The organism is Sphingopyxis sp. (assembly GCF_050725615.1).
Classification (GTDB): domain Bacteria; phylum Pseudomonadota; class Alphaproteobacteria; order Sphingomonadales; family Sphingomonadaceae; genus Sphingopyxis.
Genome location: NZ_JBOHHU010000061.1, coordinates 1 through 25,432, shown reverse-complemented (window position 1 = coordinate 25,432; position 25,432 = coordinate 1). Strand labels below are relative to the sequence as shown.

At 66.7% G+C, this 25,432-nt stretch carries 21 protein-coding genes; 8 read left to right on the top strand and 13 right to left on the bottom strand.

Annotated features, from left to right (window positions below; all coding sequences use genetic code 11):
- Positions 1–57: 57 nt before the first annotated feature.
- A complete protein-coding gene (gene astD, locus ACREB7_RS14310; RefSeq protein ID WP_431592947.1) occupies positions 58–1,503 on the bottom strand; it encodes a succinylglutamate-semialdehyde dehydrogenase in 1,446 nt (481 codons plus the stop codon).
- A 200-nt stretch (positions 1,504–1,703) separates the two neighbouring features.
- Here astD and ACREB7_RS14305 point away from each other — a divergent pair, with 200 nt between their 5' ends.
- The 4 genes from ACREB7_RS14305 (at position 1,704) to ACREB7_RS14290 (ending at position 5,607) form a co-directional block, all read left to right on the top strand.
- Positions 1,704–2,612, top strand: coding sequence for an alpha/beta fold hydrolase (locus ACREB7_RS14305; RefSeq protein WP_431592948.1), 909 nt, complete (start codon positions 1,704–1,706; stop codon positions 2,610–2,612).
- Entirely contained in the window at positions 2,609–3,757 is a 1,149-nt protein-coding gene (locus tag ACREB7_RS14300) for a glycosyltransferase (protein ID WP_431592946.1), read from the top strand. The genes ACREB7_RS14305 and ACREB7_RS14300 overlap by 4 nt, the downstream gene beginning before the upstream one ends.
- Positions 3,758–3,856: 99 nt before the next feature.
- Positions 3,857–5,260 carry an NAD(P)H-dependent flavin oxidoreductase gene (locus ACREB7_RS14295; protein WP_431592945.1) on the top strand — a complete coding sequence of 468 codons (1,404 nt, stop codon included), beginning with the start codon at positions 3,857–3,859 and terminating at the stop codon, positions 5,258–5,260.
- Between the two features lie 44 nt (positions 5,261–5,304).
- On the top strand, positions 5,305–5,607 hold the full coding sequence (locus tag ACREB7_RS14290; RefSeq protein WP_431592944.1) for a GIY-YIG nuclease family protein: 303 nt from the start codon (positions 5,305–5,307) through the stop codon (positions 5,605–5,607).
- Between the two features lie 117 nt (positions 5,608–5,724).
- Here the strand turns inward: ACREB7_RS14290 and ACREB7_RS14285 are convergent, their stop codons facing one another.
- Entirely contained in the window at positions 5,725–6,723 is a 999-nt protein-coding gene (locus tag ACREB7_RS14285; RefSeq protein ID WP_431592943.1) for a 2-hydroxyacid dehydrogenase, read from the bottom strand.
- A gap of 124 nt (positions 6,724–6,847) precedes the next feature.
- Here ACREB7_RS14285 and ACREB7_RS14280 point away from each other — a divergent pair, with 124 nt between their 5' ends.
- Positions 6,848–7,306: an SH3 domain-containing protein gene (locus ACREB7_RS14280; RefSeq protein ID WP_431592942.1), complete on the top strand. Its 459-nt coding sequence runs from the start codon at positions 6,848–6,850 to the stop codon at positions 7,304–7,306.
- A gap of 63 nt (positions 7,307–7,369) precedes the next feature.
- Here the strand turns inward: ACREB7_RS14280 and ACREB7_RS14275 are convergent, their stop codons facing one another.
- The 3 genes from ACREB7_RS14275 to ACREB7_RS14265 all read right to left on the bottom strand — a co-directional run bounded on the left by ACREB7_RS14275 (position 7,370) and on the right by ACREB7_RS14265 (position 11,468).
- Complete coding sequence (locus tag ACREB7_RS14275) at positions 7,370–9,157, bottom strand: arylsulfatase (RefSeq protein WP_431592941.1); 1,788 nt, start codon at positions 9,155–9,157, stop codon at positions 7,370–7,372.
- 220 nt (positions 9,158–9,377) lie between these two features.
- The gene (locus ACREB7_RS14270) at positions 9,378–10,385 is read right to left on the bottom strand and encodes a histone deacetylase family protein (RefSeq protein ID WP_431592940.1); all 1,008 of its coding nucleotides are present in this window, start codon (positions 10,383–10,385) and stop codon (positions 9,378–9,380) included.
- A 90-nt stretch (positions 10,386–10,475) separates the two neighbouring features.
- Positions 10,476–11,468, bottom strand: coding sequence for an AraC family transcriptional regulator ligand-binding domain-containing protein (locus ACREB7_RS14265; protein ID WP_431592939.1), 993 nt, complete (start codon positions 11,466–11,468; stop codon positions 10,476–10,478).
- Between the two features lie 102 nt (positions 11,469–11,570).
- Here ACREB7_RS14265 and ACREB7_RS14260 point away from each other — a divergent pair, with 102 nt between their 5' ends.
- From ACREB7_RS14260 to ACREB7_RS14250, 3 genes are read left to right on the top strand one after another with little or no spacing between them, the layout of a single operon-like run.
- A complete protein-coding gene (locus tag ACREB7_RS14260; RefSeq protein WP_431592938.1) occupies positions 11,571–13,067 on the top strand; it encodes a 4-hydroxyphenylacetate 3-hydroxylase family protein in 1,497 nt (498 codons plus the stop codon).
- Positions 13,068–13,097: 30 nt separating this feature from the next.
- Complete coding sequence (locus ACREB7_RS14255) at positions 13,098–13,778, top strand: alpha/beta fold hydrolase (protein ID WP_431592937.1); 681 nt, start codon at positions 13,098–13,100, stop codon at positions 13,776–13,778.
- Entirely contained in the window at positions 13,775–14,218 is a 444-nt protein-coding gene (locus ACREB7_RS14250; protein ID WP_431592936.1) for an acyl-CoA thioesterase, read from the top strand. The genes ACREB7_RS14255 and ACREB7_RS14250 overlap by 4 nt, the downstream gene beginning before the upstream one ends.
- Positions 14,219–14,278: 60 nt before the next feature.
- On the opposite strand, the gene ACREB7_RS14245 is transcribed toward ACREB7_RS14250, so the two are convergent.
- The 8 genes from ACREB7_RS14245 to kdpA all read right to left on the bottom strand — a co-directional run.
- Positions 14,279–15,883 (bottom strand): SGNH/GDSL hydrolase family protein, encoded by a 1,605-nt coding sequence (locus ACREB7_RS14245; protein WP_431592935.1) that lies wholly within the window; start codon positions 15,881–15,883, stop codon positions 14,279–14,281.
- Positions 15,884–15,921: 38 nt separating this feature from the next.
- Complete coding sequence (locus ACREB7_RS14240; RefSeq protein WP_431592934.1) at positions 15,922–17,412, bottom strand: hypothetical protein; 1,491 nt, start codon at positions 17,410–17,412, stop codon at positions 15,922–15,924.
- A 20-nt stretch (positions 17,413–17,432) separates the two neighbouring features.
- Positions 17,433–19,136 carry a hypothetical protein gene (locus ACREB7_RS14235; RefSeq protein WP_431592933.1) on the bottom strand — a complete coding sequence of 568 codons (1,704 nt, stop codon included), beginning with the start codon at positions 19,134–19,136 and terminating at the stop codon, positions 17,433–17,435.
- A 133-nt stretch (positions 19,137–19,269) separates the two neighbouring features.
- Positions 19,270–20,520: a tetratricopeptide repeat protein gene (locus ACREB7_RS14230; protein WP_431592932.1), complete on the bottom strand. Its 1,251-nt coding sequence runs from the start codon at positions 20,518–20,520 to the stop codon at positions 19,270–19,272.
- 158 nt (positions 20,521–20,678) lie between these two features.
- Complete coding sequence (locus ACREB7_RS14225) at positions 20,679–21,383, bottom strand: response regulator (RefSeq protein ID WP_431592931.1); 705 nt, start codon at positions 21,381–21,383, stop codon at positions 20,679–20,681.
- 9 nt (positions 21,384–21,392) lie between these two features.
- A complete protein-coding gene (gene kdpC, locus ACREB7_RS14220; protein ID WP_431592930.1) occupies positions 21,393–21,980 on the bottom strand; it encodes a potassium-transporting ATPase subunit KdpC in 588 nt (195 codons plus the stop codon).
- Between the two features lie 10 nt (positions 21,981–21,990).
- Positions 21,991–24,018, bottom strand: coding sequence for a potassium-transporting ATPase subunit KdpB (gene kdpB, locus ACREB7_RS14215; protein ID WP_431592929.1), 2,028 nt, complete (start codon positions 24,016–24,018; stop codon positions 21,991–21,993).
- 13 nt (positions 24,019–24,031) lie between these two features.
- Positions 24,032–25,432, bottom strand: a 1,401-nt coding sequence (kdpA, locus tag ACREB7_RS14210; protein ID WP_431592928.1) for a potassium-transporting ATPase subunit KdpA, incomplete at its 5' end; no start/stop codon positions are given.

Below are 25,432 nucleotides of genomic sequence, written 5' to 3'. Positions count from 1 at the left end.
GCTTTTCCATCATTGCTAAGCGGGACCCCGGATCAAGTCCGGGCTGACGAAATGGTTTCAGAGATACTTCTTGGTCACCAGTTGCTGCTCTTCGGGATCGCGCAACCCGACGCCGATCGACGCGCGGACGGCTTCGCTTTCGCTGCTCGCAACCGGATAGGCGCAATAATCGGCGGCGTAGAAGGCGCTTGGCCGATGGTTGCCCGACAGGCCGATGCCGCCGAACGGCGCCGCCGACGACGCGCCGTTGGTCGGGCGGTTCCAGTTGATGACCCCGGCCCGGGCATTGGCCCAGAACTGGTCGTAAAGCTGCGGCGTTCCGCCGATCAGCGCCGCCGACAGGCCGAAGGCGGTGTTGTTCGCCTCGGCGATCGCGGTTTCGAAACTGTCGACGCGCACGACTTGCAGCAGGGGCCCGAACAATTCGATGTCGGGCCGCTCGGGCATGTCGGTGACGTCGATGATCCCGGGGGTCAGAAAGGGGCGATCCTTGACGGGGCGCGTCATGTGGCGGATCACCTTGCCGCCGTTCGACATCAGGATCAGGAAACTCTCGGTCAGCCCGTCAGCCGCCTCATTGTCGATCACGGGGCCCATGTAGGGCGGGGGCGTCGCAAAGGGTTCGTCGACGATCAGCCGGTTGGCCAGCTTGCGCACCTCCTCGACCAGCCGCTCGGCCATGCTGTCCTTGACGATCAGGCGGCGGGCGTTGCTGCAGCGCTGCCCGGCGCTGAGGAAGGCCGACTGGACGACAAGGATCGCGGCGGTGTGCAGATCGGGGGTGTCCCAGACCACAATGGGATTGTTGCCGCCCATTTCGAGCGCCAGGATCTTGTCGGGGCGGTTGGCGAACTGGCGATTGAGCGCGAGCCCGGTGCGCGCCGATCCGGTGAACAGCAACCCGTCGATGCCCGGATGCCCGGCCAGCGCCTTGCCCTCGTCGGGGCCGCCGATGACGAGGCGCAGCACCTCTTCGGGCACCCCGGCGCTATGATAGAGGTTGGCGAGCATGGCGCCGGTCGCGGGGGTCTTTTCGGATGGCTTGAACACCACCGAATTGCCCGCGATCAGCGCCGGGACGATATGGCCGTTGGGCAGGTGCGCCGGGAAATTATAGGGGCCGAGCACCGCGAGCAGCCCGTGCGGCTTGTGGCGCACCGCGTTGCGCAGCCCCATCGCGCCCTCGATCCGGCGGTTCGACGTCCGCTCCGAATAGGCGTTGATCGAGATATCGACCTTGTTCGCGACCGATTCCACCTCGGTGCGCGCTTCCCACATCGGCTTGCCGGTTTCGCGCGCGATCAAAGTCGCCAGCGTTTCGGCCTCGGCCTTCACCCGGTCGGCGAAGCGGCGCATCGTTTCGGTGCGAAAGGTCAGGGGCTTGGCCGCCCATTCGGGCCAGGCGCGGCGACCGATTTCGACCTCCTGATCGACATCGCTGATTGCGCGGCGCCAGATTTCGGCGCCCGTCGCGGGCTCGTGGCTGAACAGCTCCGCCGTCATGGCGTCACCCCCCGGGACGCGCGGTGGCCGCAGGGAGGACGGGGGGCGATGTCGTAGGGCGGTCGCTGCATTGCCGGAACCTCTTATCGGTGAAAACCTGGGGCGGCAAGCGGAGGTCCAAGCATCGCTTGCACGCTCGCGCCGGGTTGGCGATAGGTGGCACGAATCCCGGCAAGGACGGGCGAAGAAGGGAAGCCGCTATTTCGGTCAAGCAGGATCACCGATCGGATGGGTGCAGCGACTGGGCGGACCATTATTGGTGGTCGTCCGACGGCGTGCGGCTGCATGCGCGCATCTATGCCGGTCCGCCGGCCGCGGGCGATGCGCCGCCGATATTGTGCTTGCCCGGCCTCGCGCGCAACGCCCGCGATTTCGAACAACTCGCGCCGCATCTGGCGCAATATCGCCGGGTGATCGCGGTCGAGTTTCGCGGGCGGGGCGAGAGCGCCTATACCAAGGACCCGATGACCTATGTGCCGCTGACCTATGTGCAGGACGTCATCGCGCTGCTCGACGACCTGAAGGTCGACCGGTTCGCGACCGTCGGCACCTCGCTCGGCGGGCTGGTGTCGATGCTGCTCGCGGCGACGCAGCCGGGGCGGCTGGTCGGCGCGGTGCTCAACGACGTCGGGCCGGAACTGCAGGCGGCGGGGCTGGAGCGCATTCGCGACTATATCGGCACCGGGGGCAGCCAGCCGACCTGGATCCACGCCGCGCGCGCCTTTGGCGAGCTCAACGCGGCGGTCTATCCGGGCTTCGAGATCCACGACTGGTTGCGATTGACCAAGCGCACCCACCGCCTGACCGCCGAGGGGCGGATCGTCACCGATTATGACAAGCAGATCGCGGCGCCGCTGCGGGTGCCGAACGGCGGCGACGCCGGGGTCGACCTGTGGCCCGCCTATCGCGCGCTCGGCGGCATCCCGCTGCTCGTGCTGCGCGGCGAACTGTCCGATATCCTCGCGCGCGATGCCGCCGCCAGAATGACGGCGGAATTGCCGGGGGCGCGGCTGGCCGAGGTCCCCGGCGTCGGCCATGCCCCGACGATGGACGAGCCCGAGGCGCTGGCGGCGATCGATGCCTGGGCGGCGGACCTGCCCGCAGCGTGAGCGACAAGACGCGTCCGGTCCGCATCCTCCACCTGCATTCGAGCTTTTCGCTCGGCGGCAAGGAGGCGCGCGCGACGCGGTTGATGAACCTGATGGGCGACCGCGCGCATCACACCATCCTCTCGGCGGTCCCCGATGCGCTCGGCGCGCGCGCCGCGATCGATCCGGGCATCGCCGTCGATTTTCCGGGCGACGCGGCACCCGCGCTGCACGGCAAGCCGGGGTTGAAGCGATATCGCGCCCTCGCCGGCTATATGGCGGGGTTCGACCTGCTGCTCAGTTATAATTGGGGCGCGATGGACGGGGTGATGGCGCACCGGCTGTTCGCGCGGACGCGGGGTATTCCGCCGCTGATCCATCACGAGGACGGGTTCAACGAGGATGAGACCGTGCGGCGCAACTGGAAACGCAACGCCTTCCGCCGCCTTGCGCTACCGACCGCCGAGGCGCTCGTCGTGCCGTCGCGGCTGCTCGAACGGATCGCCGCCGCCGAATGGGGCGCGGCGCGGCGCACGCAGCTGATCCGCAACGGCATCGCCGTCGCCGCCTATGCCGGCGGTCCCACGGCGCCCATCCCGGGCTTCGAACGCCGCCCCGGCGAGGTGGTGATCGGCACCGTCGCGGGGCTGCGCAAGGTTAAGGATCTGCCGCGCCTCGTCCGCGCGGTCGCGCCGCTGCCCGCGCATGTCCGCCTCGTCATCGTCGGCGAGGGGCCCGAGCGCGCCGCGATTCTGGCCGAAGCCGCCGCCTGCGGCATCGCCGGCCGCCTCGTCATGCCCGGCTTCCTGGCCGAACCCGCGCGCTGGATCGGCCATTTCGACCTGCTCGCGCTGTCGTCGCGCAGCGAACAGGCACCGATCGCGGTGATCGAGGCGATGGCGGTCGGGCTGCCGGTCGCCAGCCCGGTCGTCGGCGACGTGGCGGCCATGGTTTCGGCCCCCAACCGTCGCTTCATCGCCGATGACGAAACGGCGTTCCGCGCCGCGCTCGCCGACCTCGCCGCCGATGCCGCGCTTCGCCGCGCCGTGGGGGAGGCGAACCGCCACGCCGCCGCCGAACGTTTCGACGAATCAACCATGGTCGCCGCCTATGAAAATCTCTATGGTCGCGCGCTGGAAGGGTGCCGCCTGTTCTCCGGGGAGTAAGGCGCGCGTCCATTGACTTTCGTCGCCGGCTTCCGCTTACGGAAGCGGCAAAGGGGCCCCGGGCGCGACGCGCGACGGGGTGGAGAGAAAGAGGTCTACGTGTTCAAAGGTTTGAAGCCCATCCTTTACGGCGGGCGTGAAGTTTGGCCGCTGGTCGAGGGTGGCAAGGGCGTATCGGCAACCAACCATATGTCGAGCGGCGCCTGGGCCGCCGCGGGCGGCATCGGCACCGTGTCGGCGGTCAACGCCGACAGCTATGACGCCGAAGGCAAGATCATCCCGCAGGTCTATAGCGCGCTGACCCGCAAGGAACGCCATGAGGAGCTGATCCAGTACGGCATCGAGGGCGCGGTGGCGCAGGTCGAACGCGCCTATGAGGTGTCGGGCGGCAAGGGTGCGATCAACATCAACGTCCTGTGGGAAATGGGCGGCGCCCAGCAGATTCTCGAAGGCGTGCTGGCGCGGACCCAGGGCATGGTCGCGGGTGTCACCTGCGGCGCGGGCATGCCGTACAAGCTCAGCGAAATCGCCGAGCGCCACAATGTCATGTATCTGCCGATCATCAGCTCGGCGCGCGCCTTCCGCGCGCTGTGGAAGCGCGCCTATCACAAGGTGCCGCACCTGCTCGGCGCGGTGGTGTATGAGGATCCCTGGCTTGCCGGCGGCCACAACGGCCTGTCGAACGCCGAAGACCCGCTGGTCCCGCAGGATCCCTATCCGCGCGTCAAGGCGGTCCGCGACACGATGCGCGCCGAAGGGATCGCCGACAGCGTGCCGATCGTGATGGCGGGCGGCGTCTGGTATCTGCGCGACTGGGAGGATTGGATCGACAATCCCGAACTCGGCCAGATCGTCTTCCAGTACGGCACCCGCCCGCTGCTGACCGAAGAAAGCCCGATCCCGCAGGCGTGGAAGGATCGCCTCCGCACCCTCGACGACGGCGACGTGCTGCTCCACCGCTTCTCGCCGACCGGTTTCTATTCGAGCGCGGTACGCACCCCGTTCCTGCGCGACCTCGAAGCGCGCTCGGAACGCCAGATTCCCTATTCGAAGCAGGAAGCCGGCGATCATATCGTCCAGCTCGATGTCGGGGTGAAGGGCAAGAATTTCTGGGTCACCCCGCACGACCGCGCCCGCGCGCGCGACTGGGCGGCCGAGGGCTATACCGAGGCGCTGAAGACCCCCGACAACACGGTCGTCTTTGTCACCGACAGCGACAAGGCGACGATCCGCAAGGACCAGACCGACTGCATGGGCTGCCTGTCGCACTGCGGCTTTTCGTCGTGGAAGGACCATGACGATTACACCACCGGCTACCTTGCCGACCCGCGCAGCTTCTGCATCCAGAAAACGCTGCAGGACATCGCGCATGGCGGCGATCCCGAACAGAATCTGATGTTCGCGGGCCACGCCGCGTTCAACTTCAAGACCGATCCCTTCTACTCGAACAACTTCACCCCGACGGTGAAGCAACTCGTCGACCGGATTCTGACGGGGGATTAAAACACCCCGTCATTGCGAGCGAAGCGAAGCAATCCAGAGCGGCCATGCGCGAACGCCTGCCAGCGGTCTATATGATGGCGAACCGGCGCAACGGGACGGTCTATACCGGCGTGACGTCCAATCTGGTGCGCCGCGTCTGGCAGCATCGCGAGGGCCTTGCCGGTTTCTCGCAGCGCCACGATTGCAAATTGCTCGTCTGGTTCGAAATGCACGCGACGATGGTGAACGCCATCGCGCGCGAGAAGCAGATCAAGGGCGGCAGCCGGTTGAAGAAGCTGGCCTTGATCGAGGCGGACAATCCGCGCTGGAATGATTTGTGGCCCGACATTCTCGACGGCAGCGAGTGACGCCCTGGATTGCTTCGCTTCGCTCGCAATGACGAAGAGTTATAATGCCTCGTCCTTGCGAGGAGCGTAGCGACGAAGCAATCCAGAGCGGTCCGGCGCCAACACCTGTGGACCCAATTAAGCCCACCCCTCCAGCACCTGATCGGGCGGGCGATGCCCGTCGCTCCACGCGCGGATGTTGGCGATGACCTTTTCGCCCGATGCCTCGCGCCCTTCGATCGTCGCCGAGCCCAGGTGCGGCAGCAGCACGACATTGTCGAGCGCAAGCAGTTCGGGGTCGACGGCGGGCTCGTGCGTATAGACGTCGAGCCCGGCACCCGCGATGCGTCCGGCCTTCAGCGCCGCGACCAGCGCCCCTTCGTCGACGATCTCGCCGCGCGCGGTGTTGATCAGATACGCCGTCGGCTTCATCGAAGCGATCCGCGCCGCACCCACCATTTCGTGCGTCTCGCTGGTGTGCGGGCAATGGATCGTCACCACGTCGGCGATGCGCAGCAGCGTGTCGACGCTGGCGTGATAGCTCGCGCCCAATTCCTCTTCGATCGCTTCGGGCAGGCGGCGGCGGTTGTGGTAATGGATCGACAGGCCGAACGCCCGCGCGCGGCGCGCAACCGCCAGCCCGATGCGCCCCATGCCGATGATGCCGAGCAATTTGCCGCCGACCCGGTGGCCGAGCATGCCGCTCGGCGCCCAGCCCTGCCATTGGCCCGATCGCATCAATTTCTCGCCCTCGGCCAGCCGGCGCGGCACGGACAGGATCAGCGCCATCGTCATGTCGGCGGTGTCTTCGGTGAAGACGCCGGGCGTGTTCGACACCATGATGCCTTTGGCGCGCGCCGCCGACAGGTCGATATGGTCGACCCCGGCGCCGAAATTGGCGATCAGCTTCAGACGCTCGCCCGCGGCGGCGATCACCTCGGCGTCGATCTCGTCGGTCACGGTCGGGACGAACACGTCGCAATCGGCGACCGCCGCTTTCAACTCGTCCTTGGTAAAGGCATGGTCCTGCGCCGACAGCGCGACGTCGAACAGCTCGGCCATGCGCGCTTCGACATGCGGCATCAGCTGGCGGGTGACGATGACGCGCGGGCGGCGGGGGCGGGATGAATCGGGCATGGCGCCGATAGAGCGCGCGATCGGGAAGGGGTCAAGGGGGCGTTGGCAGGACGCCTGTGGACAATGCGTCCTGCCGATGCGGTCACCGGTTGAAAAAGCGCGCCGTTTGCGACAAGGATTAACCATGACCAGCCGACACTTAGCCGCGATTTTCCTCTGCCTGACCCTTGCCGGCCCTGCGACCGCGCAGGACGACGCCTTGCCTTATTGGGCGTCGATCAGCGTCGACGAGGCGCGGATGCGCAAGGGACCGTCGCCCGACGTGCCGGTGATCTGGGAATATCGGCGCAAGGATTTGCCGGTAAAGGTCGTCGCGCGCCACGAAACCTGGCGCAAGATCGAGGATCCCGACGGCACCCAGGGCTGGATGGCGGCGCGCCTGCTCAGCCGCGCCCGCACCGCGATCGTCACGGGGGACGAGGTTCGTCCGCTGTACGAGGCGGCGAGCGCGTCATCGGCGATCCTCTATCGCGCCGAACCCGGCGTCGTCGGCAAGATCAGCGATTGCGCCAATGGCTGGTGCCAGCTCGACGTGCGCGGACGCCGCGGCTGGATCGAAACCGGCCATATCTGGGGCGACTGACCGCCGGTTTCGCGCCCGGCGCTATCTTTGCCTGCTCAAAGGTGTAGCAATGGAGTGGGGGCGCTAGACCCGTGCGCGCTTCCGCCGCCGCCATGCCCACACCAACGCCACGATCGCCGCGATCCCGCCGCCCAGCCACAGTCCGGCCTTGATCGCGCGCTTCTTGCCCTGCTGCTCCCACGCATAAGTGTTGATCTGCGCATCGGCGGTATAGCCCGCCGGCATGTCGAGTACGCCATTGGCCTTCGCATAGGCGCGGTAGTCGGCCATCATCGCCTGGAACCGGTCGGGTATCGCCACCGCCAAATCCTTGGTCTCGCCCGGATCGCTCTTCAGGTCGTACAGCCGCCACTTGCCGTCGCCCGTCGGCGGCAGGTTGCGCACCAGCTTGTAATCGCCGCGAAACAGCGCGGCATTGCCCGACAGCTCATACCCCAGCGGATCGTCGCCATGGACGCTACCCGCCGCCCCGCCCAGCATGGGAACCAGGCTGCGTCCGGTCACCGGCTCGACCGCCTTCCCGTTCCAGCTGCCGCCATGCTCCGGCACCCCCGCCAGCTCGGCCAGCGTCGGCAAAATGTCGGTGACATGCGCCAGCCCGCCGTTAATCGCCCCGGCGCGGATTTCCGGATGGCCCGGCCAGGCGATGATCAGCGGTACGCGCAGCCCGCCTTCGGCCGCGCTGAATTTATACCCTGACAGCGGCGACGCCGCCGCGCTCGCCCAGCCGGGGCCGATCGCGGCAAAGCTGCCGCGCCGGCCGATGTTCGCGGTCGACGTGTCATATTGCATGTTCAGGAACAGCCGGTTGCGCGTGCTGCTGAACGGGTTGGTCGGCTCGGCGCCATTGTCCGACAGAAAGACGAAGATCGTATTCTCATACTGACCCGTCGCCTTCAGATGCGCGACCAGCCGCCCGATCTCGCGGTCCATCGCGGTCGCCATGCCGGCATAGGCTTGCATCACCCGCACCGCCGCCGCGCGCTCCTCGGCGCCCTGCTTCGTCCAGTCGGGCGTGGTCGCCATCGTCACCATCGGCGCGCCCGCCGGCATGATGCCCAGCGCCGCCGCGCGCTTCGCCCGCGCCTCGCGCAGCTTCGTCCAGCCGTCCTTGTACAGCGCCGCATAGCGCGCGATGTCGCTGTCGGGCGCCTGCACCGGGATATGATTGGCGAGGAAATTGATCGACGCGAGGAAGGGTTTGCCGCTCGCGCGGTCGGCGTCGATATAATCGATCATCTTCTCGACGACGAAGGTCGACGAATAGAAATTTTTCGGCAGCGTCGCCGGCTGGCCATTCTCGGTCCAGGCGGCGGTGTCGTACATGCCCTCGATCGGGCGCTGTTCGAAATTGTCGGCGCCGGCATCGGCCAGGCTGAAGGCGCGATTGTAACCGCGCGCCTCGGGCAGGCGCGTCGCGTCGCTCCCCAGATGCCATTTGCCGGTGAGGTAGGTGTTATACCCTGCCGCGCCGAATAATTCGCCGATCGTCACGACGCGGTGGTTCATCACCGTGTCATAGCCCGGCTGGCCGCGATGCGCGTCGGGGATCGTCTCGGGCATGTTGCCCAGGCCATTGCGGTGGTTCATCACCCCGGTCTGCAACATCGCGCGTGTCGGCGAGCAGGACCCCGCGACATGGAAGTTGGAAAAGCGCATGCCCGCCTGGGCTAGCGCGTCGATATTCGGCGTCGCAAATTCGGCGCCGAACGACCCGACATCGCTGAAACCCCAGTCATCGGCGAGCAGGATGACGATATTGGGATGGCGCGCGGATACGGCGGCAGCCGGGGCAGGGGCGGGCGCCGCCTGCACCGGGGCCAGCATCAAACCGGCGGTCAGTGCCGCCACGCTTCGCCTCTTCATCGCGAATCCCCCTCCAATATATTGACACATGTTATGCCAATATATTCGCGGCCGCAATCGATCGTTCAAGTCGCCGCTGTCGCGAAGCGATGGAGAGGGGGGCGTCCGCGAAGCGATGGGGAGGGGGCTTTCGCGGACAGGAGGGAGCCGATCCCTCGGTCAGCGCTGCGCTGCCACCTCTCCCTCGCTTCGCATCGGAGAGAATCTAGTCGAATCCCGTCAGGAACGCCGCGACATTCCCGCCGAGGTCGCCGACCGCATAGCCGCCCTCCATCACCACCAAAGTCGGCAGGCCAAGGCCTGCGATCGCCCGTGCCATGTCGCCATAATCGGCGCGTTCGAGCTTGAAGCTCGAGATCGGATCGCCGCTGAAGGTGTCGGCGCCGAACGAGACGATCAGGCAGCGCGCGTCCCGGTCCGCGATTGCGCCCAGCGCGGCGTCGAGCGCCGGACGATAGCTGGCGGCGTCGGTGCCGCGCGGCAGCGGCAGGTTCAGCGTCGCGCCTTCGCCCGCGACTTCGCCGCGCTCGTCGGCATGGCCCCAGTAAAAGGGATAGTCGGTCACCGGATCGGCATGGATCGAGGCGAAGAAGATGTCGGGATCGTCGTAGAAGATGTCCTGCGTGCCATTGCCATGATGATAGTCGACGTCGAGGATCGCGACCGGACCGAGCCCCAGCGCCTGCGCCTGCCGCGCCGCGATGGCGGCGTTGTTGAGGTAGCAATAGCCGCCCATATAGTCGCGCCCGGCATGGTGCCCCGGCGGACGGCACAGCGCGAAGCTATGGCGGTCGCCTGCCTTGAGCCCGTCGAGCGCGGTCAGCGCGCATTGCGCCGACCAATAGGCCGACTGCCAGGTTCCCGCCGCGATCGGGGTCGAGGCGTCGAAGCTGTACGCGCCGATCTCGGCATCGATGCGCCGGAAGGACAGCGCGCGCCGCCGCACCACTGGAAAGCTGTAGCCGATCGCATCGCCCGTCCGCCCCGCCGCGAGCCAGCCGTCATAAGCGCGTTCGAGAAAGGCGAGATAATCCGCGTCATGTACCGCGGCGAGCGGCGCCATCCCGAAATCGCGCACCGGCTGCCAGTCGGCCAGCGCCGCGACGATCGAGCGCGGCCGTTCGACATTTTCGGCATAGGGCACGAATTCGCCATTGTGCAGTTCGCGTTCGGGCGCGTGCAGCGTCTGCCGGTCGTCGAAGAAAAACCTCATTATTGTCCGTCCTTTCGCATCGCCTTCCTGACCGTTCGCGCGAAACTAGGGCGGCGGCCCGGCAAGTCAAAGGCGGTGTGGCTTGCGGGCTCACCCCGTTCCCGCGCGCCAGGCCGAGGGCGAGCGCCCCGTCCATTGCCGGAATGCCCGCGTAAAGCTCCGTGCCTCGGCATAGCCCAGCGTCTCGGCGATCGCTTCGACCGTCGCATTGCCGCTCGTCAGCATCCGCATCGCCTTGTCGCGCCGGACATTCTCGCGGATCGTCGCCAGCGTCGTGCCTTCCGTGCGCAGCAACCGGCGCAGCTTGTGCGGCGACAGCCCGGTTTCATGCGCCAGCTCGTCCAGCGTCAGGTCGGGGCCGCGCGTCAACAACTGCCGCACCCGCCGCGCGACGCTCGCATCGCTCGCGGGAATCGACATGATGTCGAGCGGCGCGGCGGCGATCATCGCGTCCAGCTCGGTCGCCGAGCGGTGGATCGGGGCGTGCAGCGCATGGGCATCCATCACGATCCGCCGCCTGTCGCTGTCGAAGCGATGGCGGCACGGGAAGAGATATTTGAACTCCTCGAAATAGGCGTCGGGGCGTCGATAATCGAACTCGGCCGACAGCAGCGAAATCGTCTCGCCCGCCAGCCAGCAGGCGAGCCGGTGCCAGATGATCATCCAGAATTCGCTGAAATAATGGTCGGGGTCGCGCGCGGGCTCGGCGAAGTCGACGACGATCTCCAGCCCCTCCTTGGTCGCGACGATTTGCGTCTCGATCCCGGCATCCAGCAGATTGTAGAAACGCGCTGCGCGCGCGAGTCCGTCGGCGACATCGGCGCCCTCCAGCGCCAGTTCGCACGCAAAGGCGAAACTTCCGGGCCGCACGCATCGTCCGGCATAACCCATAAACTCGTCGCCCAGCGCCGCCCAGATCTGGCGCACCAGCAGCGCCATCGCCTCCGCCGACCCGCGCCACCTCGGCGCCGCAAAATCCTTGGGGTTCAGCCCGGTTCCCGCGACCAGGTCGCGCACCGCGATCCCGGCCCGCTCGGCCCCCCTGGTGCACACCCCGAAATAATAACCGTCGATCGTCGCCATGATGGCTGCGCATTATGGTGAGTTTTCCTCGCCTGTCATGCCCTGTTTGTGCCCCCCGGATTCACGCTACGCGGCACCTTCGACAACATCGGGAGACTGCACATGCCCATCCACCCCCGTGAGGAATCCGCCGCCGACCGCTGGTCGCGCTTCCAGCCGATCGTTACCGGCGACGACTATGTCGCCTCGCTGCGGAGCCGCGGCGTCGAGGTCTGGCTCTTAGGCGAGCGCGTCGACGAGCCCGTCGACCATCCGATCATCCGCCCCTCGATCAACGCGCTCAAGATGACCTACGACCTCGCGCTCGCCGAGCCCGAGCTGGCGACCGCGCACAGCGACCTCATCGACGCGCCGGTCAACCGCTTCCTCCACATCGTCGGCTCGCCGCAGGATCTGGTGATGAAGAACCGCATGCAGCGCAAGATGGGCCAGCTCACCGGCACCTGCTTCCAGCGCTGCGCCGGGCTCGACACGATCAGCGTCCTCCACTCGATCACCTATGACATCGATGCGAAGCACGGCACGCCCTATCACCAGCGCTACCTCGACTTCATGCGCCATGCGCAGCGCGCGAACATCATCATCGGCGCCGGCATGACCGATCCCAAGGGCGACCGCTCGAAACGCCCGCACGAACAGGCCGACCCCGACATGTTCCTGCACGTGACGAAGCGCACCGAGGCGGGCGTCTACGTCACCGGCGCCAAGGCGCATATGACCGGCGGGCTCAACTCGCACTGGATCTGCGTCATGCCGACGATGAACATGAGCGAAGCCGACCGCGACTTCGCGATTGTCGGCCTCGTCCCCGGCGACGCGACCGGCATTGCCTATATCTACGGCCGCCAGTCGTGCGACACGCGGGCGATGGAGGCGGGCGACATCGACCAGGGCAATGCGCGCTTCGGCGGGCAGGAAACGCTCGTCGTCTTCGACAATGTCTTCATCCCGCACGAACATGTGCTGATGGACGGCGAATATGAATTTGCGCAGGACATGGTCGCGCGCTTCACCTCCTACCACCGCGCCTCTTACGTCTGCAAAACCGGGCTCGGCGACGTGATGGTCGGCGCCGCAGCGCAGGTCGCCGACTATAATGGTGCCGAGGCCGCGAGCCATATCAAGGACAAGCTCGTCGAGATGACGCACCTCAACGAGACCATCTATTCCTCCGCCATCGCGTCGAGCCACGAGGCGAAGCCACTGCCCTCGGGCATCTATATGAACGATGCGATGCTCGCCAATGTCTGCAAGCACAATGTCACGCGCTTCCCCTATGAAATCTCGCGCCTCGCCCAGGATCTCGCGGGTGGGATCATGGTGACCATGCCGTCGGACGCCGACTTCAAGAATGAGACGATCGGCCCGATCCTCGAGAAATATATGAAGGGCAAGCACAATGTCCCGGTCGAATATCGCCAGCGCATCCTGCGCCTGATCGAGAATATGACCCTCGGTCGCAATGCGGTCGGTTACCTCACCGAATCGATGCACGGTGCAGGATCGCCGCAGGCGCAGCGCATCCAGATTTTGCGCGGCATGGACGTCGAGAAGAAGAAGGGTTTCGCGCGCGACCTTGCGGGAATCGCCGAGGAATAGCAGCATCGCCGCCGGAGAGAGGAGGATGCGATGACGGTCCCGGTAATCGCGATCTGCGGCATCGCCACCGACGAAGCGAGCTGGCAGGGCATGCCGGTCGATCGCATCGTCGTGCCGCGCGGGCCGACGATCGACGCGATGGCCGGCGCGATCCTTGCCGACCTGCCCGATCGCTTCGCGCTGTGCGGCCATTCGATGGGCGGCTATGTCGCGCTGGAGATCGCCGCCCGCGCCCGCGATCGCCTGGCCGGTCTTGCCCTGCTGAGTACCGCCTGCACCGCCGACAGCGATGAAGCGAGGGCCGGACGACAAACGGCGATCGCGCAGGCGCGCGCCGATTTCGCCACGCTCGCCGAACGTCTTGCGCGCGCGATGCTGTCGCGCACCAGCCGGGCCGACACCGACCTGCTCGCCGATTTCCACGCCATGCTCCTCCGCTGCGGGGCGGAGCTCTTTGCCGAGCAGCAGGCGGCGGCGTCGACACGCGTCGAGCGTTGCGGCCTGCTCGTCGGCCTCACGGTTCCGGCGCTGGTGCTGGCGGGAGAGGGCGATGCGATCGTTGTCCCCGAGCGCTCGCGCGAAATGGCGGCCGCGCTCCCCGACGTCGTGCTGCACATGCTGTCCGGCTGCGGCCATGTCCCGCAGCGCGAAGCGCCCGAGGCTACCCGCGCCGCGATATCCGCGTGGCGCGACCGATTGGAAACCCGATGAAACCCTCTCCCGCGCGCCTCGATCCCGCCGCCTATCCGCTCCACAAAGCGGTACCGATCCGCTTTTCCGACGTCGACATGTTCCGCCACCTCAACAATGTGGCGACCGGCCAATTTTATGAGGAAGCGCGCTTCGCACTGCTCGCCGAAGCCCGGGTGCAGGTCGCGAAGGACGACAGCCCGGTGCTGGTGATCGCCAATGTCGATACTGCCTTCCTAGGGCAGGCGCGCTATCCCGGCACGATCGACGTCGCGACCGGCATCGTCCGCGTCGGCACCCGTTCGCTTGTCATCGGGCAGGGGCTGTTCGTCGGCGGCCAATGCATCGGCTGCGCCGATAGCGTGATCGTCGCGACCGGACCGTCCGGCCCGGTTCCGCTGCCCGGGCCGATCGCCGCCTATCTTTCGCAGCACTTGTTGCCGGAGGATATGGCGAGCTGACCGCAACGGCGTCGGGCGGCGTTGCCGCCGCCCGTCCCTTCCTATGGGCTTGACGTCGACCTATTCGCCGTCGTCGGACATCCGGTTGTCGGGGATGCCGAAGGTCTGCACGGGTTTCCCTTTCGCGGCGACCGCAGCCGCCGCGATTTGCTTGCTCGACGCCATTTTTTCGGCGCTGCTGAGCTTGATCGCGGGCGAGATCCGGGTGACGCGGATCGCCTTCAACGGCAGCCCTCCGCGCATCGCCGTGGCAAGCTCGGTGCGCGCGACCAATTGCTCCGTCGCCGCCTTCGCGCGGGCGTCCTCCCTCGCCTTGATCTTCGCCCATTTGATCTGGATGTCGCGGAGCGCCTCGCGCAACTGCGCCTCATACAGCGGCTTATAGATTTCGCGGTGCCCGCGACGGTTCGGGTGGACGATCCCGAACGCGTCGCCCTGTGTCCAGAAGGATGCGATCAGGTCATTGTTGAAATAGGGGATCTCGTCGTTGCACAGCCCGTTGTAACGCGACTTGGCCATCGCGCCGCCGACGTGGCGGAATTTCGGAAATGCTCCGATCGTTGTCCGCACCGCATCGTTCAGCGGTATCAGGAAGGCCGAGTTCATTGCATTATGTTCGGCGTCGCAGAACAGCCCGTTGGCGCCGCGCATCGGATCGGGATATTCGGACACCAGCACGCGATCATAAGTGAAATTCTGTTCGAACGCCTGCTGCAGGCTGCGATAGAGTTGCGGCACGTCGTTGGCGATCGAGGTGCGCAGATTGTTATATTCGGGGCTGTCGGCCTTGAATTCGGAAAAGAAGACGAAATATTTTTCGACGAACAGGCCGAAGTTCACGTCGTTGCCGCCGCCCGACACCATGGCGATGTTGAGTTCGGCATAGCCGTTGCCGGCCATCCAGTCGCGCACCGCCATCAACTGTGGTTTCACGACGGTCTGCAGCTCTTCGCCTTCGCCGAACCAGGTCGCTTTCTTCTGCGACAACAATATGCCTTCGGCGACCTGGGCGCCCGAACAGGCGACATTCTTGAATGCGATGGCGATCCCGGGATTTTCTTCCTTGATCGTTTTCACCGCGCGGGCCTGCCCCGAATTGCCGCTGCGATGGCACAGCTCATTGTCCCATTTGTCGCCGCTCGCATAAGGCGACCCTTCGCCGCTGGCATAGCTGTCGCCGAAATTGGCGATCGTCAGCTTGTCGGGCATGGTGAAGGTCACGACCGGCGACAGGGTGACCGTGGCGCCGCGCTTCTTGACCAGTTTGTAATGCACCGTCCGGCCCGAGGAGATGGTCGCCGGGTTGGTGTCGGTCATGTTCGGCCGGCCATTGTCGCTATGCGGGAAGACGAAGGTGCCGCTGGCGACCCCGGCGCCGCTGACCGTGTCGAGCCGGACGCGGGCTTGCGCCACCCTCCCGCCCAGACCTGCCGATGTGATAGCGGCGCGGTCCTGGCCATAGAGGACCCACAATTCGGTGTTGGCGTTGGTCTCGCCGGCGGCAAGCTGGATCGACAGCTTCATTGCCCGGTCGCCGGGACCGAAGGGGACGTTGTCATAGGACACGAAGCTGGTCGGTGGTGTCTGCGCCTGGATCGTTGCGGGGGACGCGGCGAAACTCGTCGCGGCGCAGGCGAGCAGGGCGAAAATCATTCGGCGTTTCATATGGTCATTCCTCTATGTCCGTTGGGAAGCGCGTGGCGTCACCCCAGGACGATTGGCGGTACGAGTTCCGCAGGGATCAAGCTGAGTGAGGCTGCCTTGATCGCGGCGAGCGCGATCGAGGGATGTGTGATGCACACTTCGCCATCCGACAGCGCGCCGGGGTTGAACTGGACGAGAAAGGCCAGCTGGACCGCGATCGCGCTGGCATAGAGCAGCGCCATGATGATGAAGGCGAGGATGATCGCCATCGCGCCGACGACGGCGGGCGACAGCGCGGCGACGGCGGCCGCGATCGCCGGGGCCGGGGTGATCCCGATCGATGCGACCCCTGCGGCAAATTCGGGGCTGAGCGCCGCGAGTGCGCTGAGCGCGGCGCCCCAGGCCGAACCGGCCTCGGCAACGAGGTTCTGCGCCGCGAGTTTGCGGGCGCAGGATGCGCTGATGCAAACTTTCACGCCATAGGGGATGCCGACGCCCTGGATGAACGGGATGGGCATCTGTTCGATCGTCCATTTGCCCTCGATCAGGCACATGCCATAGGGGCCGAGAAAACTGAAAAGATCGTCGCTGAATTGCTTGATGAACTCGAGTGCCTTCGCCACGTCCTTGGCGAGGAGTTTGAGCTCCTTCAGCGGCAGGTCCGGCAGCTTGATATCGGGCAGATTCCAATCGTTCGGGATGAGCCCGGCGAGCGGCGCAGTGCAGGTCGTCACCTCGCGCGTCACCTCTTCGACGACTTCGGTGACGATGGTGATCAACCCGACGACGACATCGACGAACCCCTTCGCGGCGCAATAGGTCGCAGCGCAAACCTGCCCCGCCGTCATGTTGAATGCCGCGATCGCACCGCAGGCGCCCGTCCGCACCGCGTCGTCATAACATTCGGCGTAGCGCTCGGCTGCGGTCTTGATCTCGTCGACCGTGCGTTCGACCAGCGACGTCACCGACTCCGTGACAGTCGTCGTTGTGCAGCGCCCTGCCTTGGCGAGATCCTCGACGACCGAAAAGATGCCGCTCGCCACTTGCTTCGCCGGGGCGGCCTTCGTCGCGACCGCCACGGCCGCAAGGGATGTCGCCATGGCGGAGCGCATCTGCATCGCCGATTGCATCGCCTTGCGATCCTTTTTCAGCGCATTTTTAAGCGCCGCGACGCTCGCCTTGTCCCAGGGTGAGGGCTTGGCTTTGCCAAAGGCGACGCCGTCTGGGGTCAGCCGGATTTCCTGGGTCGAACCCTGCAGCGACACGAAGGGCATGCGGCCGGTGTAATCGAACAGCCCGGCCTTGTTGGCGGTCTGGATCAGATAGGGGGTAAGGCCCTCGTCGAGCCGTGTTGCCCGCACTTCGCCCCACGGACCGACCATGCCGAAACCGCCGGCGGTCGGTTTGAACAACTGGCCGAACGGCTTGCCGCTATATTTCGACTTGTCCTGGATCATCGCTTTGAGCGGTCCGGCGGCCGCGAGGCTGCAAAGGCCGAGCGACGTGCCGCCCCACAGGATGGCGCGGCGATCGGGATGGATCATGGTCATGGTCTTTTCCTCTCTTCGGGTCAGGGGTGAAGCGACCGTGTCGTTAATTCCGCCAGCATTTCGGGCGCGGCGGTGCGGGCATCGGGCATGGGCATCGCCACGTCGGCGCGCGTCATGCGGGTAAAGAAGGGCACATGTTCCAGACGCTTGCGCGCCGCTTCGGCGTTGCTCATCGGATCGACGACATCGGTCCAGAGCGCCGCCAGCTTCTCGATCTGGTCCGACCGCGCCCAGGCGCGGCCGGGCAGGGCGATCGGGCGTTGCGGTGTGACGAGCACCAGGACGGAATCGCGCCGCTGGGTCAGGTTGCGTTCGTTGAACAGATTGCCGACCAGCGGCACATCGCCGAGCACCGGCGTCTTGGAAAATGTCTTGTCGTCGACCGTCTCGGTCAGGCCGGACAGCAACAGCGTTTCGCCAAAGCGGATTTCGGCGGTCGCCACGACCTTTTGTCGGAACAGGGTCAACGCCTCGCTGAATGACCCTGCCGGATCGGCGGTGACGAAGCTGCGTCCCGTTTCGATCCGGATGCGCGTGCCGTCGGCGGTGATCTCGACCGGCGTCACCTTCATTTCGATGCCGATGTCGATCTGTTCGAGCGAACCGAGATTGACCCCGCCGACCGCGACGCGCACCGACCGGCCGACGAAAAATTCGCTCTCCTCACCGCGGTAGGCGGTGAGTTGCGGCCGCGCGACGACCGAATAATATTGGCCACCGCGGTTGAACAGGTTGAGGTTGTAGTTGAGCTGCGGGATGGTGATCGAGGCGGTCAGCACGCGCTGATAGCTGTTGCCGTTGCTACCGGCGTTGTCGCGGGTGATCGTCCGCGTGCCCTGGCGGTTGAACCCATATTGCAGCCCGAGGCCGTCGAACAGGTTCAGCCCGGTGCGTTCGCGGTGGGTATTCTGCGCCAATATGATCGCCACATCGATCGAGATCTGGTCGGGCGAAGCCGCAATGCCCGCCCCGCCGGTTTCGCCGCCCGGTGGCGAGGCATCCAGCGCATTGGTTTCGAGCAGTTGCAGCGCGCGGGTGCGGTCGCGCGCCGCCTCCGCTGGCGCAGCGCGGTCGAGCAGGTCGAGCATCGCCAGCGTCTTGTCGCGCTCACCGATCGCGGCGGCGGTGAAGGCGGCGAGGCGGAGCGACGCGGCGTCGTCGGGGGCGATCGCGACCGCGCGGTCGGCGGCCAGCGCCGCGAGCCCGGCGTCGCCATACATATAGGCGGCGGCCGCGAGCGAGGCGACGGCGCGGCCATCGCTCGGACGCAGCAACGTCGCCCGGGCGAAATGATCCATCGCCTGATCATATTTCCCCTGGTCGAACGCAACGCGCCCGGCCATCGCCGCAGGCCAATATTGCCCCGGCTCGGCGCGGGCGGCGAGGTCGTAGCCTGCCTGCGCCATGTCCATCGCCTGCGCATCCTTGTCGCCGCGCATCTGCCACGCCAGCGCCAGCAGCGCCTGGTTGCTGCCGTTGCGCGGCTGGCGCGCCACCAGTTCGGACAACAGCGAAATGGCGCGCGGGCTGTCCCCGCTCTGCAGCGCGGCTCCAGCTTGCGACGCCAGGGCGTCGGCACTTTCCGACGACAGGTCGATCGGGGTCGGCTCGCGCTTGCGAGCATCGGCGGGCGCTGCGCCAAAGACCAGCAACGCCGCACCGAGCAGCGCCGTCGCCTGAACAATGTGGCGCGGTGCAAAGTCGGAAGAGCGGGCTGGGAGCATCGGTGAGCGGCCTTCCTGTGGATCGCGAAATGGTCCGCAATCCTAAGTCGGCATGCCGCTAGGCCCCTTGTGGCAAATTGTTGCGTATTGCGGATAATCGCCCTGTTTCAGGCGGTTCGGAAGTCGCAAATTGTTATCTGGCGCGTACCAGCGATGGTGCGACCCGTCGCCGCAGCAGCGTGGCGATCGCCGAATCTCCACCCCATCGCGCGGCGATATGGCGGCGCAAGCCGGCCGAGCCCCACAGCTCGTTGCGGGCCTCGGCCTTCCGCAGCAGCGCGAGCAGGCGGTCGCGATCGCCGACTGCCGACGCGACAAAGGCGGGCCACGCCAATGTCTGGCGGTCGCCCGCCTCAACCTCGGCCAGCGCGTCGTCGATGACGAACGTCGCCGCTGCGAGGTGATCCTTGGCCGATGCGGTGCGCAGCGCTGCCGCGTAACGGCTGATCCCGTCCTCCTGCCGCAGCCTCGCCATGATCTCGACCTCCTGGACAAATCCGGCGACGTCGCCGTCGGAAAGGGCGACGACTGACAGATAGTCGGGAACGGTGGCGAGCCCCGGATGCTCGCGGCGAAGATCGAGCAAGGCCTGTTTGGCCGGCGCGGTTTGACCGACCGACCACCTCGCCCAGGCGACATCGGCGGCGATCGCGGGCGATGCCGGTTCGATCAGTCGCGCCTCCGAAAAGCGGCGCATGCCGTCGTCGAAATCGCCGTTGTCGATCAGCGCATTGGCGAACCAGAACAGGGTCTGCGCCGACCGGCTGTCGAGCGCGAGCGAACGCTCGAAATCGCGCGCCGCCGCAGCGCGGTCGCCGCGCCACCAATAATCGATGAAGCCGCGCGCCCGCAACGCGCCGGCATGGTCGGGGTTGATCTTGAGCGCGGTGTCGACCGCCGTCTGGGCCCGGGCAAACGCCTCGACGTCGCGCAGCGAGCCAAACTCGCGCGCGAGCAGATAGCAGTCGGCGAGCGCCGAATAGGCGGGTGCGAATTGCGGCTCGATCGCCGTCACGCGCTTCAATTTCTCGATCGCCCGCAAAATCGCGTCGGGGGTCCGCCGCGCCCAGTCGGCGCGCGCCTCGACATAGATGCTCGCCGCCTGGCCGTTTTCGGGCAAGAGCGCGCGGGCGTCGGGCGCGGGCGCGTCGGGCCAGGCATAGACCCCGATCGCCAATGTCGTTGCGGCGAGCAGCGCCGCCGCCGTCACTCTTGTCCAGCGCCTGGACTTGGCCGGTGCGGCGGGGGACACCTCGCGGTCGCCGTCGTCGGGCAGCCCGGAGCCAAGCCAGGCGTCGAGTTCGTCGGTCAGCGCATAAACGCTGCCGCGTCCGGCGCCCGGGATGCGATGGATGGGCAGCCCGCGTTCGCTCGCCCAACGCATGACCGTCGTGCGTTCCCGCCCGAAATGGGCGGCAATCGATTTCCAGCCATCCAATCGCATTCCACGCCCATATGCTTTCTGCCCGCAGACGCAACGCTGCCGTTCCGCCGCGATCAAAGCAAGCGCTTTACTCGCCGGGATCGTCCGCAGAGGGCGTGTCAGCCCTCGTCGCGCAACGACAGGCGATACCCGACCGCCAGTTCGTTGACGATCAGTCGCGGCCGCGCCGGGTCGTCCTCCAGCTTCTGGCGCAAACCGCGCACCGCGATGCGCAGATATTCGACGCGGTCTTCGTGCGCCGGACCCCAAACGTCCTTGAGCAACTGGGTGTGGCTGATCACCCGGTCGGGTCGCCGCGCGAGCTGGGCGAGCACGGCATATTCCTTGGGGGTCAGATGCACATCGGCACCATCGCGCGCGACGCGGCGATGGTCGAGGTCGATCCGGATCGGGCCGGTCTCGATCACCGACGGCCGTTCCCCACCGGTCGCGGCACGCTGGTGACGCAGCGCGGTGCGGATGCGCGCGAGCAATTCCTCGGTGTCGAAGGGTTTGGTCAGATAATCATCGGCGCCCAGATCGAGCGCCGCGACCTTCTCGCCACTGTCGTCGCGCGCCGATACGACAATCAGGGTCGCGGTCGATCGGGCGCGGATTGGGCCGATCAGTTCGAGCCCGTCGCGATCGGGAAGCCCGAGGTCGAGGAGTACGACGTCGGGCTTTTCGATATCGAGCAGCGACAGCGCCGCCCGCGCATCGGCGGCCTCGGCGACGCGATGCCCGGCGCGCTGCACCGTCGCGCGGAGCAGGCGGCGAATATGCGCATCGTCCTCGACGATCAGGATATTGGCTGCCTGCGTCATCGCGCTCTCTTACCGTGCGCCCGGCCGTTGGTCGAGCAAACGGTTGATCAACAGGACATTGACGCGCGGCTCGCCCAAAAATCCGAGCGCCGGTCGTTCGATCGCGGCATCGACCAGCGCCCGGACCGCCGTCTCCGAAATCCCGCGCGCTTTCGCCACGCGGCCGATCTGGAAAAAGGCCGCCTCGGGGCTGATATGGGGATCGAGCCCCGAGGCGGAGGTCGTCACCAGGTCGGGCGGGACAGGGCGGCCCGGTGTCGTTGCGGCAAGGGTGGCGACGTCGCCTTTCACGCGGTCGGCGAGGGCCTGGCTGGCGGGGCCGAGGTTCGATCCCGCCGAAGCGGCGGCGTCATAACCCTCGGCCCCGGCGGCCGAAGGGCGGCCATGGAAATAGCGGTCGCTGTTGAATTTCTGCCCGATCAGCTCGGAGCCGACAACGCGCTCGCCTTCGCGGATCAGGCTGCCATTGGCCTGTTTCGGGAACAGCAGCTGGCCGACGCCTGTGAGCGCGAGCGGATAGGCGATGCCGAGCAATGCGGCGAACAGCAGGGTCAGCACCAAAGCGGGGCGGACGGCGGATTGGAGGTCGGACAACATCGGGTGATCCTTAAGCAAGATGGAGGCTGGAAACGGCGAGGTCGATCAGCTTGATGCCGACGAAGGGCGCGATCAGGCCGCCGAGGCCGAAGACGGACAGGTTGCGCGCAAGCAAGGGGCCCGCCGCCATCGGCCGATAGCGCACGCCCTTCAGTGCGAGCGGAACGAGGCAGGGGATGATCAGCGCGTTGAAGATGATCGCCGACAGTATCGCGCTCTCGGGCGTCGCGAGGCCCATCACGTTGAGTACGCCGAGTTGCGGATAGAGCACCACGAAGATCGCCGGGATGATCGCGAAATATTTGGCGACGTCGTTGGCGACCGAAAAGGTCGTCAGCGCCCCGCGCGTCATCAGCAATTGTTTGCCCAGCCCGACGACCTCGATCAGCTTGGTCGGGTCGCTATCGAGGTCGACCATATTGCCCGCCTCGCGCGCCGCCTGCGTCCCGGTGTTCATCGCGACCCCGACGTCGGCCTGGGCGAGGGCAGGGGCGTCGTTGGTACCGTCGCCGCACATCGCGACCAGCCGCCCTTCGGCCTGTTCCTTGCGGATCAGCGCCAGCTTGTCCTCGGGCGTCGCCTGCGCGAGGAAGTCGTCGACCCCGGCCTCGGCGGCGATCGCGGCGGCGGTCAGCGGATTGTCGCCGGTGATCATCACGGTGCGGATGCCCATCTTGCGCAGTTCGCCGAACCGTTCGCGCACCCCCGCCTTGACCACGTCCTTGAGGTGGATCGCGCCGAGCAGCCGCCCGCCGCGCACCACCGCCAGCGGCGTGCCGCCCGAACGTGCGATCTCCTCGGTGATCTTGCGCAATTCCTGCACCGCCGGATTTTCGTCCTGCGGGAAGGCGCGCAACACCGAATCGACCGCGCCCTTCTGGATCGTCACCCCCGCGACGGTGACCCCCGACAGCCGCGTCTGCGCGGTGAAGGGGACGACCTCCGACCCTGCGGGCAGCGCCGCGACGCGGATCGCATAGCGTTCGCGTGCGAGCGCGACGACCGACCGCCCCTCGGGGGTCTCGTCGGCGAGGCTCGACAGCAAAGCCGCCTCGGCGAGTGCGTCGCTATCGATGCCGGCGAGCGCGCGAAACTCGCTTGCCTGGCGGTCGCCGATGGTGATCGTGCCGGTCTTGTCGAGCAGCAGCACATCGACGTCGCCCGCCGCCTCGACCGCGCGGCCCGACTTGGCGAGCACGTTAAAACGCACCAGCCGGTCCATGCCCGCGATGCCGATCGCCGACAGCAGCGCCGCGATCGTGGTCGGGATCAGGGTGATCAGCAGCGCCGCGAGCAGCACGACGGGCACGCTGCCGCCGGCGTAGGAGGCGAAGCCGGGGATCGTCGCGACCGCGATCAGGAAGATGATCGTGAGGCCCACGAGCAGGATCGTCAGCGCGATCTCGTTCGGGGTCTTGCGCCGCTCGGCGCCCTCGACCAGCGCGATCATGCGGTCGAGAAAACCCTGGCCCGGCTCGGCGGTGATACGGACCTTGATGCGGTCCGAAATGACGCGCGTGCCGGCGGTGACCGCGCTGCGGTCGCCGCCCGCCTCGCGGATCACCGGCGCGCTTTCGCCGGTAATCGCGGCTTCGTTGACCGACGCGACCCCCTCGATCACCTCGCCGTCGGCGGGGATCAGGTCGCCCGTCTCGACGAGCACGATCTCGCCTTTCTCGAGCTGGCTCGCGGCGACGATCTCATATGTATCGCCGACCCCGAGCATCAGCTTGGCGCGCAGCTCGGCCTTGGTTGCGCGCAGCGACGCCGCCTGCGCCCGCCCGCGTCCTTCGGCGAGCGCCTCGGCAAAGGTGCCGAAGAGCACGGTCAACCACAGCCAGATCACCAGCTGGATTTCGAAACCGAGGGGCAATCCGGGCTCGCCGAGCCCGAGCAACAGGGTGAGCAGCAAAGCGACGACCGCGGTGACGAACATCACCGGGTTGCGCATCAGCTGGCGCGGGTCGAGCTTGCGAAACGCGTCGCCGATCGCGGGGACGACGAGGGCGGCGCTGAACATCGAAGTGGGAGCGTTCATGGCTGTATGTCCGTCAGAAGAGCTGGCCGCTGGTCACTGCGAGGTGATCGGCGATCGGGCCAAGGGCGAGGCTGGGGAGGAAGGTCAGGCCGCCGAGGATCAGGATGACCCCGACGAGCAGGCCGACCCACAGGCCGCCGGTGGTGGGGAAGGAGCCGCTGGTCGCCGGGGTGTGGCGCTTGGCGGCAAGGCTGCCGGCGATAGCGAGCGCGGGCACGATCACAAAGAAGCGGCCGAGCCACATCGCGATGCCGAGCAGGGCATTGTAGAAGGGCGTGCCCGCGCTCAGTCCGGCAAAGGCCGACCCGTTGTTGCCCGCGCTCGACGTGAAGGCATAGAGGATCTCCGAGAAGCCATGCGGTCCCTTGTTGAGCGGCCCCGCAAGCCCCGCAGGCATGACGCTGGCGATCGCGGTGAACCCCAGGATGACGAGCGGCAGGATCGCGATCGCGAGAACCGCCAGCTTGACCTCGCGCGCCTCGATCTTTTTCCCGACATATTCGGGGGTGCGCCCGACCATCAGTCCCGCGACGAACACCGCGAGGATGGCGAACAGCAGGAAGCCGTAGATGCCGGCGCCGACGCCGCCGACGACGACTTCGCCGAGCTGCATGTTGAACAGCGGCACCAGCCCGCCGAGCGCGGTGAAGCTGTCGTGCATCGCATTGACCGCGCCGCACGACGCCGCAGTGGTGACGACCGAGAACAGCGCCGAGGCGGCGATGCCGAAGCGGACCTCCTTGCCCTCCATATTGCCGCCGGCAGCGCCAAGTTGGTGGAGGATCGGGTTGCCCGCAGCTTCCTGCGAATAGGTGACCGCGACCCCGGCGATGAACAATAGGCCCATCGCGGTGAGGATCGCCCAACCCTGGCGCGTGTCGCCGACCGCCTTGCCGAAGCACCAGGTCAGCCCGACGCCGATCGCGAAGATCGACAGCATTTGCACGAAATTGGTGAGCGCAGTGGGGTTTTCGAACGGATGCGCGCTGTTGGCGTTGAAAAAGCCACCACCGTTGGTGCCGAGCATTTTGATCGCTTCCTGGCTCGCGACGGGGCCGAGCGCGATGGTCTGGCGGGCGCCTTCCAGCGTCGTCGCGTCGACCGATCCGGCGAGCGCCTGCGTTACGCCGCTCGCGATTAGGAAGAGCGCATAAGCGATGCAGATGGGAAGCAGCAGATAGAGGGTGACGCGCGTCGTATCGGCCCAGAAATTGCCGATCGTCTTCGTCTCGCGCCGCGCGAAACCGCGAAACAGTGCGAAGGCGACCGCGATGCCGGTCGCCGCCGACAGGAAATTGTGGATCGTTAGCCCCAGCATCTGCGACAGGTTCGACATCGTCGTTTCGCCCGCGAACCATTGCCAGTTGGTGTTGGTGGTGAAGCTGACCGCGGCGTTGAACGCGCCGTCGGCGCC

Bases quoted from the DNA above. Each gene is read 5' to 3' on its own strand.
- astD (WP_431592947.1), bottom strand. From the start codon at position 1,503: ATGACGGCGGAGCTGTTCAGCCACGAGCCCGCGACGGGCGCCGAAATC.
- ACREB7_RS14290 (WP_431592944.1), top strand. From the start codon at position 5,305: ATGCGCGAACGCCTGCCAGCGGTCTATATGATGGCGAACCGGCGCAAC.
- ACREB7_RS14285 (WP_431592943.1), bottom strand. From the start codon at position 6,723: ATGCCCGATTCATCCCGCCCCCGCCGCCCGCGCGTCATCGTCACCCGC.
- ACREB7_RS14280 (WP_431592942.1), top strand. From the start codon at position 6,848: ATGACCAGCCGACACTTAGCCGCGATTTTCCTCTGCCTGACCCTTGCC.
- ACREB7_RS14270 (WP_431592940.1), bottom strand. From the start codon at position 10,385: ATGAGGTTTTTCTTCGACGACCGGCAGACGCTGCACGCGCCCGAACGC.
- ACREB7_RS14265 (WP_431592939.1), bottom strand. From the start codon at position 11,468: ATGGCGACGATCGACGGTTATTATTTCGGGGTGTGCACCAGGGGGGCC.
- ACREB7_RS14260 (WP_431592938.1), top strand. From the start codon at position 11,571: ATGCCCATCCACCCCCGTGAGGAATCCGCCGCCGACCGCTGGTCGCGC.
- ACREB7_RS14255 (WP_431592937.1), top strand. From the start codon at position 13,098: ATGACGGTCCCGGTAATCGCGATCTGCGGCATCGCCACCGACGAAGCG.
- ACREB7_RS14250 (WP_431592936.1), top strand. From the start codon at position 13,775: ATGAAACCCTCTCCCGCGCGCCTCGATCCCGCCGCCTATCCGCTCCAC.
- ACREB7_RS14245 (WP_431592935.1), bottom strand. From the start codon at position 15,883: ATGAAACGCCGAATGATTTTCGCCCTGCTCGCCTGCGCCGCGACGAGT.
- ACREB7_RS14240 (WP_431592934.1), bottom strand. From the start codon at position 17,412: ATGACCATGATCCATCCCGATCGCCGCGCCATCCTGTGGGGCGGCACG.
- ACREB7_RS14235 (WP_431592933.1), bottom strand. From the start codon at position 19,136: ATGCTCCCAGCCCGCTCTTCCGACTTTGCACCGCGCCACATTGTTCAG.
- ACREB7_RS14230 (WP_431592932.1), bottom strand. From the start codon at position 20,520: ATGCGTTGGGCGAGCGAACGCGGGCTGCCCATCCATCGCATCCCGGGC.
- ACREB7_RS14225 (WP_431592931.1), bottom strand. From the start codon at position 21,383: ATGACGCAGGCAGCCAATATCCTGATCGTCGAGGACGATGCGCATATT.
- kdpC (WP_431592930.1), bottom strand. From the start codon at position 21,980: ATGTTGTCCGACCTCCAATCCGCCGTCCGCCCCGCTTTGGTGCTGACC.
- kdpB (WP_431592929.1), bottom strand. From the start codon at position 24,018: ATGAACGCTCCCACTTCGATGTTCAGCGCCGCCCTCGTCGTCCCCGCG.